This is a genomic window from Bacillus sp. RE35 (assembly GCF_052146655.1).
Classification (GTDB): domain Bacteria; phylum Bacillota; class Bacilli; order Bacillales; family Bacillaceae_G; genus Bacillus_A; species Bacillus_A cereus.
The window spans coordinates 4,219,083-4,238,474 of sequence record NZ_CP197377.1; the positions used below are offsets into that span (position 1 = coordinate 4,219,083).

The following is a 19,392-nucleotide window of genomic DNA, read 5'->3' on the forward strand; positions in this document are numbered from 1 at the left end:
CCCCCTTCTAGACTATAATACACTAAAATATCTTGCCTCAGGGTGAGAAAATACCATAGCCGTTACGGACGCTTCTGGCTCCATCATGAATCCTTCTGTTAATGAAATACCTATTTCCTCTGGATGAATTAAGCGAAATAGCTTTTCTTGATCTGCAAGTTCTGGACACGCCGGATAACCAAATGACACTCGTATTCCTCTATATTTCGTACGGAAACGTTCTTCCATCGTCAGTTCAGGTGAGTCCGGAATGCCCCAGCGGTCACGAATGAGCATATGTGTTTTTTCAGCAAGTCCTTCCGCTAATTCAAGCGCTAACGATTGAATGGCATGACTACGTAGGTAATCACCTTTCGCCTTCCACTCTTCAGCAATATCCCGAACTCCTTCCCCAACCGTAACAGATAAGAAAGCAACATAGTCCATCTCATCTCCTATTGGGCGCAAATAATCACCTAAAGTACGATAGGGAGCCTTTCCTTGTCTAGGGAATGTGAAACGCTCTATAACACGCGTATGATCTTCTGGATCATATATTACAATGTTTTGTCCGTCGCTTTGCGCTGGGAAAAATTGATACACTGCTTTCGGCTTTAACCAAGATTGTCCTTCCTGCAATAATTCATCTATTAAATCATTTAATTCATGTGCTCTCTTATCTCCCTCTTTCAAAAGCTTCTTCACATTTCCTTTTAATCCAAGGTGATGCCCAAGTAGCATTTGTCTATTCAGAAATGGTGCGAGATGAAGGGCGGGAACATCTCGTAATACAATTCGTTTTGTTGAATCAGGCACCATAACCTCTGATTTTGGTAATGGCTCAATTACTGCTGGAATTTCTACTTTCTTCTCCTCTTTTTTTACGATATGAAGATGACGTTCTTTTTTATCCTGCTTCATCTTCTCACGCTCTTCTTCTTTTTGAAGCTTATTAATAATATCGAGCCCCGTCATCGCATCACTCGCATAACAAACGAGTCCTTTATATGATGGTGAAATCCGATTATCTGTAAACTTTCTCGTTAACGCTGCACCACCTACAACAATGGGCACATCAATATTTGCCGCTTTTAAATCTTCAGCAGTCGTTACCATTTGTTGAGCTGATTTTACTAATAAACCTGAAAGGCCTATAATGTCCGGCTTCTTTTCTTGTACTTCTTGAACAATTCGATCCGAACGTACATTAATTCCTAAATTAATAATCTCATATCCGTTATTCGCTAAAATAATTTCAACGAGATTTTTCCCAATATCATGCACGTCACCTTTTACAGTTGCTAACAATACTTTCCCTTTTTTCGCACTATCACTAGATTCCATATGTGGCTCTAAATAGCTTACAGCGGCTTTCATACTTTCGGCACTTTGCAATACTTCAGCAACAATAAGTTCATTATTATTAAATAGTCGTCCTACCTCGTCCATCCCTGTCATAAGCGGACCGTTAATAATATCAAGAGGTTTTCTTCCTTCTTCAAGTGCAAGACTTAAATCCTCGTGTAATCCTTGTTTTGTACCTTCTACAATATAATTTGCTAGTCTTTCATCAAGCGTTAACGTTTCTTGCACAACGACATCTTTCTTTTTAGCAACTCGGTAAAAGTTTGTAAATTCTTCTAACGTCTCTTTCGTCGTTTCAAACAGTAATGCATCTGCAAGGCGTTTTTCTTCCTCTGGAATCGACGCATAGCGTTCTAATTTTTCCGTATTCACAATCGCGTAATCTAATCCTGCTTTCGTAGCATGATATAAAAAGACTGAATTTAATACTTCACGTCCAGCCGGTGGTAAACCAAATGATATGTTACTTACACCTAAAATCGTTAAACACTCTGGTAACGCTTCTTTAATAAGGCGAATTCCTTCTATAGTCGCTGCCGCTGAGCCAATATATTCTTCATCACCTGTCCCTACTGGAAACACAAGTGCATCAAAAATAATATCTGACGGGCGTATCCCATACTTCTTTGTAAGTAATTCATAGCTTCTTTTCGCAATTTCTATCTTTCGTTCCGCACTAACCGCCATACCGTCTTCATCAATTGTTCCTACAACTATAGCGGCACCATACTTTTGAAGAAGCGGTGTCACTTTTTTAAATCGTTCTTCTCCATCTTCTAAATTAATTGAATTAATAACAGCTTTTCCTTGAATATAAGTAAGAGCTCGCTCCATCACATTTTCATCTGTTGAATCAATCATAATCGGTACTTTTAAAACTTTCGTAACTTCTGCTAAGAAGTTTTCCATATCTTCTATTTCATCGCGATCAGGATCTGCCATACAAATGTCAATAATATGAGCATTTTTCTTCACTTGCGCTCTTGCCACTTCAGCAGCCTCTTCAAATTTCCCTTCTGCTACTAAGCGTTTAAATTTACGTGACCCAATAACATTCGTTCTTTCACCTACAAATAACGGTCTCATAGACTCATCATATTGCAGTGCTTCTAATCCACTAATTCCATGTCCTTCTCTCTCATGATGGTCACGAGGCCTAAGAGATGCTAGCGCGGATTTCATTGCTTTTATATGTTCTGGTGTCGTGCCACAACAACCACCAATAATATTAACCCATCCTTCTTCAGCAAATCGCTTCACCTTTTCAGCAAGAGAAGATGGAGATTCATGGTAATGTCCATCTTCATCAGGAAGACCTGCATTTGGATAACAAGAAATGTAACACTCCGATAAATCAGATAGTGAACGAATATGGTCCCTCATAAACTCCGGACCAGTCGCACAGTTTAACCCAACAGATAATGGTTTCATATGTTCTACTGATAAATAAAAAGCTTCAATTGTTTGCCCAGCCAGAGTCGTTCCCATTGGCTCAATCGTTCCTGAAATCATAATAGGAACCGTTTTTTTCAGTTCTTCAAAAGCGGCTTGAATTCCAATATAAGCTGCTTTCACGTTACGCATATCTTGACTCGTCTCAACGAGTAATACATCAACTGCTCCTTTTAATAATCCTCGTGCCTGCCTTGTATAAGCCTCAATCAATTCTTCAAAAGTCACACCACCTGTAACACTAATTGCTTTCGTTGTTGGTCCCATCGCTCCCGCAACATATACTTCCTTCCCGCTTTCTTTAACAGCTTGCTTCGCCAAAAGTGCTGCCTTTTCATTTAGTTCTTCATCTAAATGAGACAGATCATAATCACTTAGTACAATATTCGTTGCCCCAAATGTATTTGTTTCAATAATATCCGCTCCAGCTTCAATATAAGCTTTATGAATCTTTAAAATAACGTCTGGTCTTGTTTCCACTAAATATTCATTACAGCCCTCGTACTCTTCTCCTCCGAAATCTTCAGCAGTTAAATCCTCTTGCTGAATCATTGTCCCCATTGCACCATCTAATATTAAAATGCTATTTTTTAATTTTTCTTCTATACACTTCATCAATTAATACCTTCTTTCACTTCTTGCTTTTCTCTTACATATTTAACAAGATGTTCTGTAATTTCATACTTTAAAAATGGTGTAATAAGATAAATACCATTAAAATATTTCATCGCTGCGTCGACCAATTCTTGTGAAATGCGGATCCCTTCCTCAATTGCTGCCTCTTTCGTTTCATGTCCATCCATTCTCTCTCTTATTTCTTCAGGAAGAGTAATACCCGGCACCTCAAAATGAAGAAAATCTGCATTCCGCTTACTTACTAACGGCATAATTCCAATAAAAATAGGTTGTTCCAAATGCTTTGTCGCTTCATACACTTCTTCAATTAACTTGATATCGTAAATTGGCTGAGTTAAAAAATACTCCGCTCCAGCATCTATTTTTCGTTCCATTCGCTTAACCGCTGCTTTTAAGTGCCTCACGTGAGGATTAAATGCGCCGCCTACAGAAAACCTTGTCGCCGGTCCAATTGATTTCCCTAAAATTGAACGTCCATCGTTCATTTCTTTAATCATTTTAATAAGCTCAATAGAGGATAAATCATATACAGAAGTGGCACCGGGAAAATCACCAACGCGCGCTGGATCACCAGTTAAAGCTAACACTTCTTCCATCCCTAACGCCGATAAACCTAACAAATGAGATTGTAGTCCAATGACGTTATGATCTCTACACGTTAAATGCGTCAATACTGGGATATCATGCTTCGTTAATAACGCACCCATCGCCATATTAGAAACACGAGGCGATGCTAATGAATTATCTGCTAGAGTAATAGCATCTGCTCCCGCTCTTTTTAACGCTCTTGCTCCTTCAAAAAAACGCTGTGTATCTAACGTTTTCGGTGGATCTAATTCCACTACAACTGTTGTTTGTTTTTTCGCTTTCTCTGCTAGAGTGACGTGAGCCTTCGAACGTTTCTCATGCGTATGAACGACTTTCGGCCTTTGAATCGTGTCTTTTTCTATTACAGGGGTAATATTCGCAACAGCGCGCTTCATACTTTGAATATGTTCTGGAGTCGTACCACAACAACCACCCAATAACCGAATACCTTGCTCAATAAATCTCGGTGTCATCGCTTCAAAATAAGCTGGACTTCCCTCATATACGTAACGTCCATCCACATAATTCGGGAGGCCTGCATTTGGGTATGCTGATAAATAGCCATTTTGAGGAATCGATATCATTTTGAAAGCTTCCGTCATATGAAGCGGCCCTAGTTGACAATTCAATCCAACAACATTTGCACCGTAATCTATAAGTTGCTTTAATATTTCATTGACATCATTTCCATTTTGAGTCGTACCTGCTTCATGTAACGCTAATTGCGCAACAATTGGAATATTCGTTTGCTTACGCAATACTTTAACGGCATGAAGTAATTCAAATTCATCGTAAAAAGTTTCTAATAGTAATCCATCAACCTGTTCTTCTAGTAAAGCCCCTGCCTGTTCAAGTAACATAAACTCTCTTTCCATATCAGTCGTTGTAACAGCTCCGATATGTTTCATACCACCAATTGTTCCTAAAATTGCATTTTTATCTGTCACAGATGCTTTCGCTAGTTTTACTGCCGCTCTATTAATTTCTGTAACTTGATTTTCTAAACCATACATACGTAATTTCGCCTCATTTGCTCCATACGTATTCGTTTGAATTACATCTGCTCCAGCAGCTACATATTGTTTATGAATCGATATAATTAAGTCTGGATCAGATACATTCAATTCTTCAAAGCTACTTTGCAAACCATGTGAATGCAATAACGTCCCAACCGCACCATCACCTATTACAATTCCTTTTGATAATAAATCTAGTAATTTCACGACTCTCCCTCATTTCTATCAATATAAAAACCCCCTCTTCACTTTGAAGAGGGGGACATAATCGTTCCTCCTCTTATTATGCAAAACATTCGTTTTGCAGGTATTAGCACCGTTTCAAACATTTCGTTTGAAGGTTGCCGGGTTTCACAGGGCCTTTCCCTCCACCGCTCTCAATAAGAGTTGTCTTTATTATTTTATTTATGTAGCTAAAAGGAAATGCGTTCCCCTTTTAACAATGTTTGTTAATTTTTTAATAAATTTAGCATGCACAAAAGTAAAAGTCAATGACACTTGCGGAAAAATAAAAATTATTTAAAATAAAGTTGCAATTCAGTTATATTTTATTGTAAAGTTAAAAACATAATAAAAATTTCATACGAACATTCTTATCTAGAGAGGTAGAGGGACTGGCCCTGTGACGCCTCAGCAACCATTAACATTTTGTTAATAAGGTGCTAATTCCAGCAAATTGTGAAAGATTTGACAGATGAGAAGAAGACTCTATTCAAACCGAAAGCCTTCTTCTTAGAAGGCTTTTTTTATTTTATATTCACTTAATGTTTCAATTTAAAAAGGAGGAATTTTCATATGTCAACAATCGAAACAAAACTAGCACAAATCGGAAATCGCAGTGAAACTACAACCGGAACGGTTAATCCACCAGTTTATTTCTCAACCGCTTATCGTCACGAAGGAATTGGTAAATCTACTGGCTTTGACTATTCACGAACTGGCAATCCAACTCGAGGTCTTTTAGAACAGGCGATCGCAGACTTAGAATATGGCGAACAAGGTTATGCCTGTAGTTCAGGGATGGCGGCTGTTCTCCTCGTCCTTTCTCTATTCCGCTCTGGAGACGAACTTATTGTATCTGAAGATTTATACGGGGGAACGTATCGATTATTTTCTGAGCATGAAAAAAAGTGGAATGTTCGATGTAGATACGTAAATACACAGTCTATTAAACAAATTGAGCAAGCTATCACAACTGAAACGAAGGCTATTTTCATAGAAACTCCAACTAATCCATTAATGCAAGTTACTGATATTGCTGCTGTCGCAACTGTAGCGAAAAGGAACGGACTACTCCTTATTGTAGACAACACTTTCTACACACCTTATATACAGCAACCATTAACAGAAGGTGCTGACATTGTACTTCATAGCGCAACGAAATATTTAGGGGGACATAACGATGTACTAAGCGGGCTTGTTGTTGCAAAAGGAAAGGAACTTTGCGAGGAAATCGCTCATTATCATAATGCATCAGGTGCAGTTTTAAGCCCATTTGACTCATGGTTATTAATTCGCGGTATGAAAACGTTAGCGCTTCGCATGAGGCAACATGAAGAAAATGCGAAAGCAGTTGTTGCGTATTTAAATGATGAAGACGGGGTGACAGATGTATTTTATCCAGGAAGAGGTGGCATGATCTCATTCCGCCTTAAAGATGAAGCTTGGATTAATCCATTCTTACAATCTTTATCCTTAATTACATTTGCCGAAAGTCTTGGTGGTGTAGAAAGTTTAATGACTTATCCAGCAACGCAAACACATGCTGATATTCCTGAAGAAATTAGAACAGCAAACGGCGTATGCAATCGTCTTCTTCGATTCTCAGTTGGCATTGAAAATAGTAACGATTTAATTCAAGACTTAAAGCAAGCAATTAAACTCGTAAAAGAAGGTGTAAGAATATGAGCTATTCTATAGATACACTCTTACTACACAACCAATATAAACACGACTCGCAAACAGGCGCTGTGAACGTTCCTATTTATAACACATCAACTTTTCACCAGTTTGATGTAGATACGTTCGGAAAATATGACTATAGCAGGTCAGGAAACCCAACTCGTGAAGCTCTTGAAGATATCATTGCTTTATTAGAAGGCGGAACAAAAGGATTCGCCTTTGCATCAGGCATTGCAGCGATTTCCACTGCATTCCTCCTTCTTTCACAAGGTGATCACGTACTCATTTCAGAAGATGTGTACGGAGGCACTTACCGAGTGATAACTGAGGTACTCTCCCGTTACGGTGTTTCACATACATTTGTTGATATGACCAATTTAGAAGAAATAAAACAAAACATTAAACCAAATACAAAGCTCTTTTATGTAGAAACACCTTCTAACCCACTTTTAAAAGTGACAGATATTCGCGAGGTTTCTAAACTCGCAAAATCTATTGGGGCTCTTACTTTTGTTGATAATACATTTTTGACACCACTATTCCAAAAACCACTTGAACTTGGAGCTGATGTCGTTCTTCATAGTGCTACAAAATTTATTGCTGGTCATAGTGATGTTACTGCCGGATTAGCAGTAGTAAAAGATTCAGAACTCGCTCAAAAGCTTGGATTTTTACAAAATGCATTCGGTGCTATTTTAGGACCTCAAGATTGTTCTCTCGTACTTCGCGGTCTAAAAACATTGCATGTACGCCTCGAACATTCAGCTAAAAATGCCAATAAAATCGCACATTATTTACAAGAGCACTCTAAAGTAAAAAATGTCTATTATCCGGGATTACAAACTCATCTCGGATTTGATATTCAACAATCTCAAGCAACATCAGCTGGAGCGGTCTTATCGTTTACTTTGCAGTCAGAAGATGCACTCCGCAAATTTTTATCAAAAGTAAAATTGCCTGTTTTTGCAGTTAGTTTAGGAGCTGTAGAGTCAATTCTTTCTTATCCAGCAAAAATGTCACATGCAGCACTGTCGCAAGAAGCTCGTGATAAAAGAGGAATCTCTAATTCATTACTTCGGTTATCAGTCGGTCTTGAAAATGTTAACGATTTAATATCCGATTTTGAAAATGCCCTTTCTTATGTAGAAGAACCTGTAAATGCATAGAGAAAAAGAAGATATGAGATTAGGTTTTCATATCTTCTTTTTATGCGGTTTAGCTATATTCATTTGAATTTCTTCTTTTCTTATAGTCCATAAAAAATAAAAGTATATCATCTATTTCTAAATAATGGATTAATTGATATATTAAGAAATAAAAAGGGGTGAAAATAATGGATACTTGTGCAGATATTTTAATCGTTATCGATTTACAAAATGGCGTATGTTATAGCGAGGAGCATTTATTTGATTTACAGAACTTACTAAAAAAAGTAAATAAAAGAATTTATTCATATAGAAAATTAAATAAACCAATCCTTTTTGTTCAACATTGTGATGATGATTTAGTACCCGAGAAAGAACTTTGGGCTATTCATACCGATCTAGATGTTCAAGAACAAGATTTTTTTGTAAGAAAAACACATGCAAATTCATTTTATAAAACAAACTTAAAAGAAATTTTAGATCAATTATCTGTAAATCGCATTGAATTTTGTGGCGCCCAAACAGAGTACTGTATGGATGCAACGATTAAGTTTGCCCACGGACTAGGATACGAAAACTTTATGGGACAGAAAACAACCTCTACGTTGAATAATCCTTTTATGTCCGCAAAAGAGACAATTGATTTTTATGAGAACATATGGAATCACAGATTTTTAACGTTGCTAAAAGATGAATTTTAGAATAAATGACTAATGACTTGATCATCCTAAGATTTATCAGCCGTAATCAAATATTTCATTATCACCATAAAGAAGCGAATGACATTCAGCTTCTTTTCTTTTAACCTGTTTTATATTCTATATATATCATTATAATTCCTTTGTCATATTATTTTAAAAATTTCGTATATTCATTTGAAAGAATAAGAAAATCATGATAAAATTGTGTTACAAATATATCTATATCTTTCAATTTTTAAAACGCATCGAAATTTTCACCCAAAAATGTCATTTTACAAAAACATGCTAATTTACCTATTTTATTTACATCCGGGTCTCTTTTCTTACAATTTCTTTACTTTAGGACTTTTTTTCTGCAACAACTATTTTCTTTTCTTTAAATTTTTGGTATGTATAGTATGGTATAATAGCTCACACGGAGGTGGAAAAGAACATGTTAGAAACCTTTCAAAAAGAATTAGAACTATATGAAAGTAATGCAGAATTATTAAAAGTGCTAGCTCATCCTGTTCGTTTATGTATCGTAAAAGGATTAATCGAGCGCGGTCCAAGCAACGTTTCTACAATGTATACTGGCTTAAACATGCCACAATCTACAATTTCACAGCATTTAGCAAAATTAAAAAGCGCTAAAATCGTTTCTAGTGAAAGAAAAGGATTGGAAATTTATTACAAAGTAGAGAATGAAACAATCATTCAACTCGTTCGTGTATTATTAGGTTAGGGACTAATAATCGCAGAAAAAGAACGTATTCTATATTTTTTATCTCATATCTTTAATATAAATATATATCATGAGAGGAAATATATAATACTACATAAGTCGTATTAAAAAACAAGACACAGTATATACTGTGTCTTGTTTTTTATATTGTTACATACTGATCCAAATGTAAATGTTGCATATCTTTTGTATGTATAACAACATCAAACGAACTCCCTACTCCTCCATTTAAAATCATAGAACGAACTGCTCGATTTTGTTTTTGCGTTTCAGAAAAAGGATTCGTATCTTGATGGCTCGTAAGCTGTTCTAATATCCCTGCAGCTAACAAGAACTCAGATTGTTTCTTATGCCATACTGCACTCATTCCTTGCATACTAAAGATCTCCTTTAGCTCGTCCCAATGAACATGAGTAGTAAGATCCATTTCACCTGGATGCGCTAGTGGGTTACGCATTAGCTTATGCTGATAATATCCTCGCAAACTTCCTTCGCGGTGTGCTGGATGCATCCATTCTTCTTTTGTGTATCCGTAATCAACTGTAATACATATACCTTTTTGAAACCATTTCGAAATTTCTTTTATATACTCCTCCATAACAATTGGTACTTCAAAACGTTGCCCTTCAGCAATATAAATATTATATTTCAATAAATAGCGACCAATTCTTTTATTTAACGGCCTACATACTTCTGAAAGGTTTCCTTCCTCTGTATATGTAATACGTACTTCATACAATATACCATTTCTTTTCTCAATTACTTCAACAGGAAATGCATCAAACAACTCATTCGAAAAAAGAATTCCCTCGAAAGAATCTCCCATTTCACTATAGGAGGTATAGTACGATACATTAGAAAATGAGCCAAGTTGCTCCTGCTGTAATTTCCTATGAAAAGGGCTCACTTCAATCATTGAATAGTTTAAATTAATAAAGGTGTTTGGAGATAATTGCTTCCATTCTTGTAAAACATCATAGGCAAACTTCCCTGTTCCCCCACCAACCTCACAAATATTCGAAGCAACTTCACCATTTTCAACAAGACGAATAAAAAGTTTAGCAAAAGTTTTTGCAAAAACAGAGGATACATTGCTACTTGTAAAAAAATCCCCTTGTCTTCCAATCTTTTCACGTTCTTTCATATAATATCCATGACCCTCCGTATACAATACAAGGTTCATATACGTACTATATGAAATTGAATAATCCTTTTCTTTCCCCATCCATTCTCTTAAAATGAGCTCCATTCCCATAATAACTCCTTATTGTAAAAACGGATTATTTTCTTTTTCAAAGCCAATGCTTGTTTCTGGACCATGTCCACATAACACCGCTGTTTCATCTGGTAATACAAATAATTTCTCTTCAATACTTCCAATTAATTCAGCAAAACTTCCACCAGGCAAATCTGTTCTTCCAATGCTCATTTGGAACAATACATCTCCTGAGAATACAGCATTCGCTTCTTTACTATAATAAGAAATACTTCCTGGAGAATGTCCTGGTGTCTCAAAAACTTCAAAATTAAATGATCCAATTGTTAATGTACCTTCTGCATCAATAATATGATCCGCTGGTTTTGCTGTAATACTGCGGTTCATCATAAAAATTTGAGAGCCGTTTACAGTTGCATCTCCTAACCAATCTGCTTCTTCTTTATGTACGTACACAGGAATATAAAAAGCGTCTCTTACGGCATCAACAGCACCGATATGATCAAAGTGAGCATGTGTTAATAAAACAGCCAATGGTTTTAATTGTTCTTCTTGTAAATATGTAACGAGCTTTTCACCTTCATGACCAGGGTCAAAGATAATGCACTCTTTTTGATCGTTCATTAAAATATAAGCATTTGTTTGTAATGGGCCTAACGGCATTTGTATCCATTTCATATAAAAATCTCCTCCAGTTATTAAAAACTTACTTTTAATGATACAACATTTCTTTCTCTGAGGAAAAGAAAGGATGCTATCTCGACAATCATTTTTAAAACATGTACAATATAAAAGAGTAAATATTCCAAAAACTCATAATAAGAAATGGGTAGACAGAGGAGGATATTGTATGGGCCTTGTTATTATTTTTACACTTGTCACTCTGTTAGCTGTATTTGCTACGCTTAGAACACTTCGTGAAAAAAACTTTTTCGCGAGCGGCTTTGCAATTGCAACTGTACTCGTTTTCGGATGGTTTACGATCATGACTGTTCTATATAACGGGTATCCACCAGCAGCTTAATTCGTTTACACTTTATTCTTCATCGAGATTTTACACAAAAAGAGGAAGGGTTCCCCCTTCCTCTTTTCATATTTCACAACTTATATCATCTTCGCTTCGTATTTGTGCTTTTTTACAAGCCAAGCTCCTCCGATAACACCTGCATCATTACCAAGTGTTGCAATAGCTAACTTCGTGCTCTTTACAGCACGTGAGAAAGCGTATTGCTCGAAATAGCGTTGAATTGGTTCTAATAGCGCATCTCCAGCTTTAGACACGCCTCCACCAATAACAATTTTCTCTGGGTTCAATGTACTAGAAAGGTTCGCTACAGCTAATCCTAAATAAGAAGCTACTTTTTCTACTACTTCACCTGCTAATTCATCACCTTGTCCAAGTGCTTCAAAGACATCTTTTGATGTAATACGTCCTTCTTCAGCTAACATAGAACGCAACACGCTCTCTTTATTAGTCTCTTGTATTTTTTGCATAGCAACACGTACAATACCTGTCGCAGATGCTACTGTTTCTAAGCAACCAGACTTCCCGCAATTACATGGGAAAGCATTTTCTGTAACGACTGTAATATGTCCAATCTCACCAGCAGCACCACTCACGCCGTGTACAATCTCACCATTGGCGATTACACCACCACCAACGCCCGTACCAAGTGTCATACAGATTAAATCTTTTGCACCTTCACCAGCACCTTTCCACATTTCACCAAGCGCTGCTAAGTTCGCATCATTATCAATAACAACAGGTAATCCTGTTTCTACTTCTAATAAATCTTTTAGCGGATAGTTTTTCCATCCTAAATTAACCGCTTCATAAATCATTCCAGACGCCACATGTACAGGACCAGGAGCTCCCATACCAATACCAATTAATTTGCTCTTCAATTCGCCTAATTCTTCTAGCTTTTTATCAATTGCTTTCGCAACATCAAGTGTAATATGTTTTCCTTGCTCACCTGTATTCGTAGGGATTTCCCACTTATGTAAAATTTCACCGTATACATTAATAAATGCTAATTTAATCGTTGTACCACCAAGGTCAACACCAACTAACCATTTCTCTTCCATGTTGCTTACCTACCTTTATCTAATTCTTATTTAGCTCTTTTTGAATTTCTTGCTTCAATAAAAATAAAGCTGTTTGATAGTCTTGTGGATCGATTAGCTGTGATTGATTTAATTCACGCAATTCATCTTGCATTAATTGTAAATCTGCAATTCGATCTCCCGTATAAATAATCGTACCAAATTTCTTTAGCAATTGCTGAATATCATAAATAGATACCATTTCATCACCCTCTATGCTCACTTACTATAAAAAATTATAATAAGAAAACGTTCACATATTTTATTATAATCAAGAAGAAAAAGTCTCGTCAATTTTTATTTGTCTATACAAGCTTATTTATAAGCAGTGTTCCTTTTTCTGTAATAATTTTTTCTATGTTTTTATCAAATGGCTCTACTGGAATGTGTTTTACCATTTGAAAATCATACGCTAATGACAGCGTTTTCCCTTTATAATGCACGAGATAACGATCATAATAGCCACCGCCGTACCCAATTCGCTCTCCTCGTTCTGTATAAGCTACGCCTGGGACAATTTGAAGATCAATTTCATCCATATTCACTTCTTCCGTAAGCCCGGGAATCGGTTCACGTAAATTCATATACACCGTTTCTAATTGATCAAAATCATTAATTTGCCGGAAGGACATCGTTCTAGTTCCTTTATTACACTTAGGAACTACAACTTTCTTTCCTTCTTCCCAAGCTTTTTCGATAATAGGATATGTATTCACTTCATTTTCCATTGAAAGAGTAATTCCAATTGTTTTAGCTTCAACCCACTCTTTTTGCGCATACAACGAAAATGCAATCTGTTCTGATAAAGTTGTATACTGTTCTTCTGATAAAGAATTCATGTGTTCTATTATTTGTTTACGTAAACGTACTTTCTCTGCTTTCACACATTCTCCCCCTTACAGTGACACTTTACTCTATGCTGATAGTGTATCACTTTTAACATAGGAATCGAATAAAAAAAGAAACAGTAGGAAAATATTCCTACTGCTTACTTTGTTTCACGGTGTAACGTAGACTTCTTGTCACGCTTGCAATACTTTTTAAGCTCGATACGCTCAGCGTTGTTACGTTTATTTTTCTTTGAGATATAGTTACGATCTCCGCATTCTGTACATGCTAGAGTAATATTCACACGCATTCTTATTTCCCTCCAGTACTAATAACTTAAATCAGACTATACTATAATACCACTTTTAAAATAAAAATTCTACACCTTTTGATATTGTCTAATTTTTTCTATAAGATTTTTCATATTTTCCCTTGCTATTACTGGGTTTCTAGCATGTGAATACACCAAAAATTTTGGTTGTTTTGTGTCAGAAACGATATAAGACCACTCTTTTTCAGTATATTTGAACTGTACTCCTTCAAATATACCTTCTCCCTTCCTTTCTATATCATCCAATAATTTCCTCATAATTTCCCCTTTTTCATTCCATGAACATACCACTTCATCATAAAGTAAATAGAGCGGAGGTGATTGCTCTACTATGCTGAGAAACGTTTTTCCTTGCAATGCTATTAGCTCGAATAATTTTCCAATCCGATATAAAATATCTCGCTTCCACCTTACTTGAAACGACTTTCTTTCATCCTGCGTATAAAATAGAAGATAACATTCTCCTAACTTCAAAGACATTGGGTAAATATTTCCTGTCGATTCGAGTAAGAAATCTGGAATATCGACCTCTTCCAAATCTGTACCTTGGTAAATATTACTATGTTTATCGTATAACTCGAAATGATTTCCTTGCTCAGAAAACATAAGAGCCATATTCGCTTTACTTGATTTCATCAAAGCTTTCACATGATCTTTTTGTTCGCTTGCATAAATCCATGTAACTGTACAACCAAGTCTTTGTAGAAAGAGCATAAGTAAATGTTGCAACGTATCATTTCTCTTATTAATAAGAAGATGAAACTTCTGCATCTGTATTTTCTCGATATCAATATGCCCCAATATAACTTCTATATACTCATTCATAGAAACATGAACCAGCTTATTTCGCCCCATCTCTTTCTCATGCACGTAATAAAACAATTCGGACATATATACTTGTTCTATCTCTTTTTGCTGCTTATACGTTAACGGCATGCCAGCTTGACCATACAACTTTATAACAATCTCATTCTCATTCTCCACTTGAATGAAAACCCCACCTGCACATTGCAAATGATGAACACTATATTGAAAAAGTGACTCGTTCATTTCTTTACATTCCATCGTATGAATCCCTATACCATGAATAGCATGTAAAAATAAATTTTTATAAGAGGTTGTTTCTATATTTTCTTGACTTCCAATTAATATACTTTCTCCTTTTTTAAAAAGAGAACCATACGCCATCGCAATCTTCACGATAAACTGGGGAGTAATTTCAACATTCCCTCTTCCTACAATGCGGCTTTTTTGTAACCACCCTGCACTCATTTCACTTTCTTGAATACCAGCCGCTCCTACTATCGAATGACTATCAATCGCCTTATAAGGCCATAGTTTTCCTTTTTGCTTAATTACCGTACTTCTTCCGATGTGACAGTGATCCGCTACAACACTTTTTTGAAACAGTGTAACATCATCTTCAACTATTGTACGCTCTCCTATTGTCGTTTCTAATAGTTCACAATACTTCCCAATGTGGGCATTTGCAAAAACAATACTTTTTTGAAGATGAGAATAATTTGAAACGATACTATTTTTCCCAATAATAGAATATGGCTCAATTACAGCTCCTGTACCAATCTTTGCTCCTTCTCCAATAAAAGAGGGGCCATGAATTTTCGTCCCTTTACCAATCGTCACCCCTTCTCCCATCCATACCATCGGTAATACTTCTGTATAAGGAATAGGTACTTGTAACTTTTTCGTTAACAAATCAAATTGTGCTTGTCGATATTGATTAAATGTGCCGATATCTAACCAATAACCTTCTGACAAATATGCGAATAACACATTTTTGTTTGCCAATAACGGAAACACATCATGACTGAAATCAAAAAATTGCCTAGGCGGTATGTAAGAAAAGATTTCTGGCTCCATAATATATATGCCTGTATTCACAACATTAGATACTACCTCATTCCAGCCCGGCTTTTCTATATATCGTGTAACCTCCTGGTCTTTATTCATTACAACCAATCCAAATGAGAGTGGATTTTCTACTTCTTTCACAAACATTGTTACCATTCTTTTCTTTTGTTCATGAAACCTAATTCCTTCTGATAATTGAAAGTCAGTTAATGCATCCCCGCTTATCACAACAAATGTTTCATCTAAAAATTGTTCTGCTTGTTTAATACTCCCTGCTGTGCCAAGCGGAGGAGAGTCTTCAAAATAATACAAGTTAACTCCCCATTTACTACCGTCACCAAAATATTGCTTAATGGTCGTACTCATATATTGAACAGTAATTGCAATTTCACGAATACCATGCTGGCGTAATAACTCAATATTATATTCTAAAACTGGTTTTTCTAATAATGGTAACATCGGCTTTGGAGTATTACATGTTAATGGTCTAAGGCGCCTTCCTTTTCCTCCAGCTAAAATAACCCCCTTCATATACTTCAGCCTCCACTTATATAATGTTCAGTAACTCCATATACCATATGTATATTCCCTATCCCACATGAACTAGCAGCATAAACTTGATTAGTTAAACACATCCTCATTTAGAAGACTATATAATTAAATTTCTAACCTATAAAAAAGTACATTTCAAACAACAAGAAAGCGCTTACTATAAATTGGTAAATAATACTTATTAACGACAAACATATATACTAATTTTTCCATTACATTATGATACATCTTATCATCATAAACTAAAGGAAACAACGAGCTTTTTTTGTCATGTTTTGACTAAAAAAAGCAGGTGATTTCTCATCACCTACTTTCATTCCTACTCATTCAATAAATAATGCTTTCCTTTTACTAAATAAAAGACATTTTCAGCAATATTTGTAATATGATCTGCTACACGCTCAATATATCTCGCGACAAATGATAATTGTGTAATTTGCGTAATTGCTTCTGGTCGTTCCGGAACTGAAGATATAAACTCACGAATTGCTTTTCCATATATTTCATCAACGGAATCATCCATTTCAGCAATTTGTTTCGCAAAAGTTAAATTTTCTTGTTCATATGCTTCTAACGCTAAATGCAACATCTCATTTGCAACCGCAAACATTTCATCTAGGTTGTGCAAACTAACAGCCACTTCTTTTTCCCCAAGACGAATTGTAGCCTTTGCAATATTAACAGCATGATCTGCAATGCGCTCTAAATCTGTCGCTGTTTTAATTGAAATAAAAATCCTTCTTAAGTCACTTGCTACAGGTTGCTGCTTCGTAATGAGCATAAGCGCAAGATCGTTTATTTCCTCTTCTAAATTATCCATGCGGTAATCACCATCAATGACCTCTAACGCTTTCTCTACATCTCTTGTATGCAGACCTTCCATAGCAATCAATAAAGCCGCATTTGCTAATTCTCCAAGCTCAATCACCTTTTGCTGTAACGCTTTTAAATCACCTTGAAACTGTTCTCTTACCATTTTTCTTCCCCCTCAATATTATGTGCCATTATATAAAAGTGAAACTTTAATCAACCCTCATCAATCGGGATTTGATAGGCAGCAAGATCCCCTCCCTAACTTCTTTGCTTTCGCTAAATTTTAAGGTGGGGGTCTTACTGCCCGCAAATAGCGGGGTAAATCTCCTACATAGCCTCTTACGCTTGTAATAAAACTTAAGATAAGGAGAAGTATTACTTCTTTATTAACAGTAAGATAAAATAAGAAATGCCCTCTGTTAAGAGGGCATTTGCTCTTAGCTTTGAAACGATATCAACCAAAGCGACCTGTAATATAATCTTCTGTACGCTTATCTGAAGGAGTCGTAAATAATTTGTTTGTATCTGTATACTCCACAACTTCCCCGCTTAAGAAGAAAGCTGTTTTGTCTGAAATACGCGCTGCTTGTTGCATATTATGCGTTACGATAACAATACTAAAATCTTTCTTTAGCTCTTGAATTAATTCTTCTACTTTTAATGTTGAAATTGGGTCTAATGCCGATGTTGGCTCATCCATTAAAATAACGTCTGGCTCAATAGCTAAGCAGCGTGCGATGCATAGACGCTGTTGCTGTCCACCAGATAAACCGTATGCATTATCGTGCAAACGATCTTTTAACTCATCCCAAATCGCTGCTCCACGTAAACTTTTTTCAACAATTTCATCTAATGTCTTTTTGTCACGAATACCATGGATTTTTGGACCGTATGTTACATTCTCATAAATAGATTTTGGAAATGGATTTGGCTTTTGGAACACCATTCCTACATGCGTTCTTAATTCTTCAACTGGATATGATTTATCAAATATATTGCGTTCTCTATACTCAATTACACCTGTAGTTCGAACGATCGGTACTAACTCTACCATGCGATTTAATGTTTTTAAGTAAGTTGATTTACCACAGCCACTTGGACCGATAATGGCTGTAACTTCATTCTCATGAATACTTAAATTAATATCTTTTAAAGCATGGTCTTCCCCGTACCATAAATTTAAATTTTTCGTATCAAATACTACCTTCTTTGGCGCAGTCTCGATTTTCTCTTCGTTTTTCACCTGTACATTTACTACTGTTGCTACCATTTGAATTCCCCTTTCATCCACTTCCAACTTATTTTCGATTTCGTAACCATAAAACAAATATATTGATAAATAGCAACAAACCTAACAAAACAATCATCCCAGCTGCTGCTACATACTGAAATTCTTCTTGTGGCCTACTCATCCAATTAAAAATTTGAATTGGTAGAACTGTAAATCTATCAAACATACTAAATGGAACATAATTTGCAAACGCAAGTGCCCCAATAACTAATAGTGGTGCAGCCTCTCCAATTGCTCTTGATATCGCTAACGTACAGCCCGTTATAATCCCTGGGAAAGCATATGGCAATACAATTTGATACATCGTTTGCCACTTCGTAGCACCTAATCCGTAAGAACCCTCTAATAAAACACTTGGTACTGATCGAATTGCTTCTTGACTCGCCACAACAACTGTTGGTAAAACGAGTAGACTCATCGTCAATGCTGCTGCAACTATACTCTCTCCTAAATGAAGAGCATATACAAAAATAGTTAAACCAAGCAATCCAAATACAACGGATGGTACTCCTGCCAACGTTTGATTATTAATCTCTATTATTTTTTTAAATAGAGATTCCTTCGCATATTGCTCTAAATAAAGTGCTGTTCCAACTCCAAATATAAAAGAAACAGGTATAACAATACTCATAAATAATATTGTCCCTGACAAAGCTGCAGCAATACCAGCTTCTTTCGGATTACGTGAAGCGAAATTTGTAAAGAAATCTATTGAAAGATAACTTATACCTTTTTCAACAATTTGAAACAGTAACAAAAACAAAATTACGATTGAAAATAAAATTGCTATATAAAATAACAATTTGTAAATTCGATCTTTTAAAAAGCGTGATGCCATATTTTTTTGTATTTTTTTATGATTCAACATTCGCATA

General features: G+C 35.9%; 17 protein-coding genes and 2 riboswitches. Of the genes, 5 read left to right on the forward strand and 12 right to left on the reverse strand.

Annotated elements, in window-relative coordinates; genetic code table 11:
* Positions 1-12: 12 nt before the first annotated feature.
* Both metH and ACTL4X_RS21560 read right to left on the reverse strand, forming a co-directional pair.
* Entirely contained in the window at positions 13-3,411 is a 3,399-nt protein-coding gene (metH, locus tag ACTL4X_RS21555; protein ID WP_000649674.1) for a methionine synthase, read from the reverse strand.
* Positions 3,411-5,243 carry a bifunctional homocysteine S-methyltransferase/methylenetetrahydrofolate reductase gene (locus ACTL4X_RS21560; protein WP_000770352.1) on the reverse strand — a complete coding sequence of 611 codons (1,833 nt, stop codon included), beginning with the start codon at positions 5,241-5,243 and terminating at the stop codon, positions 3,411-3,413. Before ACTL4X_RS21560 ends, metH begins: the two co-directional genes overlap by 1 nt.
* Positions 5,244-5,313: 70 nt before the next feature.
* Positions 5,314-5,423, reverse strand: a riboswitch (SAM riboswitch).
* 203 nt (positions 5,424-5,626) lie between these two features.
* A riboswitch (SAM riboswitch) is annotated at positions 5,627-5,737 on the forward strand.
* A gap of 94 nt (positions 5,738-5,831) precedes the next feature.
* Here ACTL4X_RS21560 and metI point away from each other — a divergent pair.
* The 4 genes from metI to ACTL4X_RS21580 all read left to right on the forward strand — a co-directional run bounded on the left by metI (position 5,832) and on the right by ACTL4X_RS21580 (position 9,508).
* Entirely contained in the window at positions 5,832-6,944 is a 1,113-nt protein-coding gene (gene metI / locus ACTL4X_RS21565; protein ID WP_000103897.1) for a cystathionine gamma-synthase/O-acetylhomoserine thiolyase, read from the forward strand.
* Positions 6,941-8,104, forward strand: a complete 1,164-nt coding sequence (metC, locus tag ACTL4X_RS21570; RefSeq protein ID WP_000122299.1) for a cystathionine beta-lyase — start codon at positions 6,941-6,943, stop codon at positions 8,102-8,104. Before metI ends, metC begins: the two co-directional genes overlap by 4 nt.
* A 167-nt stretch (positions 8,105-8,271) precedes the next feature.
* Complete coding sequence (locus tag ACTL4X_RS21575; protein WP_000379156.1) at positions 8,272-8,784, forward strand: cysteine hydrolase family protein; 513 nt, start codon at positions 8,272-8,274, stop codon at positions 8,782-8,784.
* 433 nt (positions 8,785-9,217) lie between these two features.
* Positions 9,218-9,508 carry an ArsR/SmtB family transcription factor gene (locus tag ACTL4X_RS21580; protein ID WP_000894377.1) on the forward strand — a complete coding sequence of 97 codons (291 nt, stop codon included), beginning with the start codon at positions 9,218-9,220 and terminating at the stop codon, positions 9,506-9,508.
* Positions 9,509-9,650: 142 nt separating this feature from the next.
* Here the strand turns inward: ACTL4X_RS21580 and ACTL4X_RS21585 are convergent, their stop codons facing one another.
* Complete coding sequence (locus ACTL4X_RS21585; protein ID WP_000525154.1) at positions 9,651-10,763, reverse strand: class I SAM-dependent methyltransferase; 1,113 nt, start codon at positions 10,761-10,763, stop codon at positions 9,651-9,653.
* Between the two features lie 9 nt (positions 10,764-10,772).
* Positions 10,773-11,402 (reverse strand): MBL fold metallo-hydrolase, encoded by a 630-nt coding sequence (locus tag ACTL4X_RS21590; RefSeq protein WP_000871231.1) that lies wholly within the window; start codon positions 11,400-11,402, stop codon positions 10,773-10,775.
* Positions 11,403-11,574: 172 nt separating this feature from the next.
* Between ACTL4X_RS21590 and ACTL4X_RS21595 the strand changes: the two genes are divergently transcribed.
* Positions 11,575-11,748 carry a DUF2759 domain-containing protein gene (locus tag ACTL4X_RS21595; RefSeq protein WP_000524852.1) on the forward strand — a complete coding sequence of 58 codons (174 nt, stop codon included), beginning with the start codon at positions 11,575-11,577 and terminating at the stop codon, positions 11,746-11,748.
* An 80-nt stretch (positions 11,749-11,828) separates the two neighbouring features.
* Here ACTL4X_RS21595 and glcK read toward each other — a convergent pair whose 3' ends face one another.
* The 8 genes from glcK to pstA form a co-directional block, all read right to left on the reverse strand.
* Positions 11,829-12,812 carry a glucokinase gene (gene glcK, locus ACTL4X_RS21600; RefSeq protein ID WP_000391704.1) on the reverse strand — a complete coding sequence of 328 codons (984 nt, stop codon included), beginning with the start codon at positions 12,810-12,812 and terminating at the stop codon, positions 11,829-11,831.
* Positions 12,813-12,831: 19 nt separating this feature from the next.
* Positions 12,832-13,032: a YqgQ family protein gene (locus ACTL4X_RS21605; protein WP_000253699.1), complete on the reverse strand. Its 201-nt coding sequence runs from the start codon at positions 13,030-13,032 to the stop codon at positions 12,832-12,834.
* Between the two features lie 103 nt (positions 13,033-13,135).
* Positions 13,136-13,714 (reverse strand): 5-formyltetrahydrofolate cyclo-ligase, encoded by a 579-nt coding sequence (locus ACTL4X_RS21610; protein ID WP_000642749.1) that lies wholly within the window; start codon positions 13,712-13,714, stop codon positions 13,136-13,138.
* Positions 13,715-13,818: 104 nt separating this feature from the next.
* Positions 13,819-13,968, reverse strand: coding sequence for a 50S ribosomal protein L33 (rpmG, locus tag ACTL4X_RS21615; RefSeq protein WP_001265616.1), 150 nt, complete (start codon positions 13,966-13,968; stop codon positions 13,819-13,821).
* A 69-nt stretch (positions 13,969-14,037) separates the two neighbouring features.
* Complete coding sequence (locus tag ACTL4X_RS21620; RefSeq protein ID WP_000679334.1) at positions 14,038-16,392, reverse strand: sugar phosphate nucleotidyltransferase; 2,355 nt, start codon at positions 16,390-16,392, stop codon at positions 14,038-14,040.
* 340 nt (positions 16,393-16,732) lie between these two features.
* A complete protein-coding gene (gene phoU / locus ACTL4X_RS21625; RefSeq protein ID WP_000251242.1) occupies positions 16,733-17,389 on the reverse strand; it encodes a phosphate signaling complex protein PhoU in 657 nt (218 codons plus the stop codon).
* 291 nt (positions 17,390-17,680) lie between these two features.
* Complete coding sequence (gene pstB, locus ACTL4X_RS21630) at positions 17,681-18,496, reverse strand: phosphate ABC transporter ATP-binding protein (protein ID WP_000226686.1); 816 nt, start codon at positions 18,494-18,496, stop codon at positions 17,681-17,683.
* A gap of 28 nt (positions 18,497-18,524) precedes the next feature.
* Complete coding sequence (pstA, locus tag ACTL4X_RS21635; RefSeq protein WP_001242557.1) at positions 18,525-19,391, reverse strand: phosphate ABC transporter permease PstA; 867 nt, start codon at positions 19,389-19,391, stop codon at positions 18,525-18,527.
* Position 19,392 lies beyond the last annotated feature (1 nt).

Bases quoted from the DNA above. Each gene is read 5' to 3' on its own strand.
- metH (WP_000649674.1), bottom strand. From the start codon at position 3,411: ATGAAGTGTATAGAAGAAAAATTAAAAAATAGCATTTTAATATTAGAT.
- metI (WP_000103897.1), top strand. From the start codon at position 5,832: ATGTCAACAATCGAAACAAAACTAGCACAAATCGGAAATCGCAGTGAA.
- metC (WP_000122299.1), top strand. From the start codon at position 6,941: ATGAGCTATTCTATAGATACACTCTTACTACACAACCAATATAAACAC.
- ACTL4X_RS21575 (WP_000379156.1), top strand. From the start codon at position 8,272: ATGGATACTTGTGCAGATATTTTAATCGTTATCGATTTACAAAATGGC.
- ACTL4X_RS21580 (WP_000894377.1), top strand. From the start codon at position 9,218: ATGTTAGAAACCTTTCAAAAAGAATTAGAACTATATGAAAGTAATGCA.
- ACTL4X_RS21585 (WP_000525154.1), bottom strand. From the start codon at position 10,763: ATGGGAATGGAGCTCATTTTAAGAGAATGGATGGGGAAAGAAAAGGAT.
- ACTL4X_RS21590 (WP_000871231.1), bottom strand. From the start codon at position 11,402: ATGAAATGGATACAAATGCCGTTAGGCCCATTACAAACAAATGCTTAT.
- ACTL4X_RS21595 (WP_000524852.1), top strand. From the start codon at position 11,575: ATGGGCCTTGTTATTATTTTTACACTTGTCACTCTGTTAGCTGTATTT.
- glcK (WP_000391704.1), bottom strand. From the start codon at position 12,812: ATGGAAGAGAAATGGTTAGTTGGTGTTGACCTTGGTGGTACAACGATT.
- ACTL4X_RS21605 (WP_000253699.1), bottom strand. From the start codon at position 13,032: ATGGTATCTATTTATGATATTCAGCAATTGCTAAAGAAATTTGGTACG.
- rpmG (WP_001265616.1), bottom strand. From the start codon at position 13,968: ATGCGTGTGAATATTACTCTAGCATGTACAGAATGCGGAGATCGTAAC.
- ACTL4X_RS21620 (WP_000679334.1), bottom strand. From the start codon at position 16,392: ATGAAGGGGGTTATTTTAGCTGGAGGAAAAGGAAGGCGCCTTAGACCA.
- phoU (WP_000251242.1), bottom strand. From the start codon at position 17,389: ATGGTAAGAGAACAGTTTCAAGGTGATTTAAAAGCGTTACAGCAAAAG.
- pstB (WP_000226686.1), bottom strand. From the start codon at position 18,496: ATGGTAGCAACAGTAGTAAATGTACAGGTGAAAAACGAAGAGAAAATC.
- pstA (WP_001242557.1), bottom strand. From the start codon at position 19,391: ATGCGAATGTTGAATCATAAAAAAATACAAAAAAATATGGCATCACGC.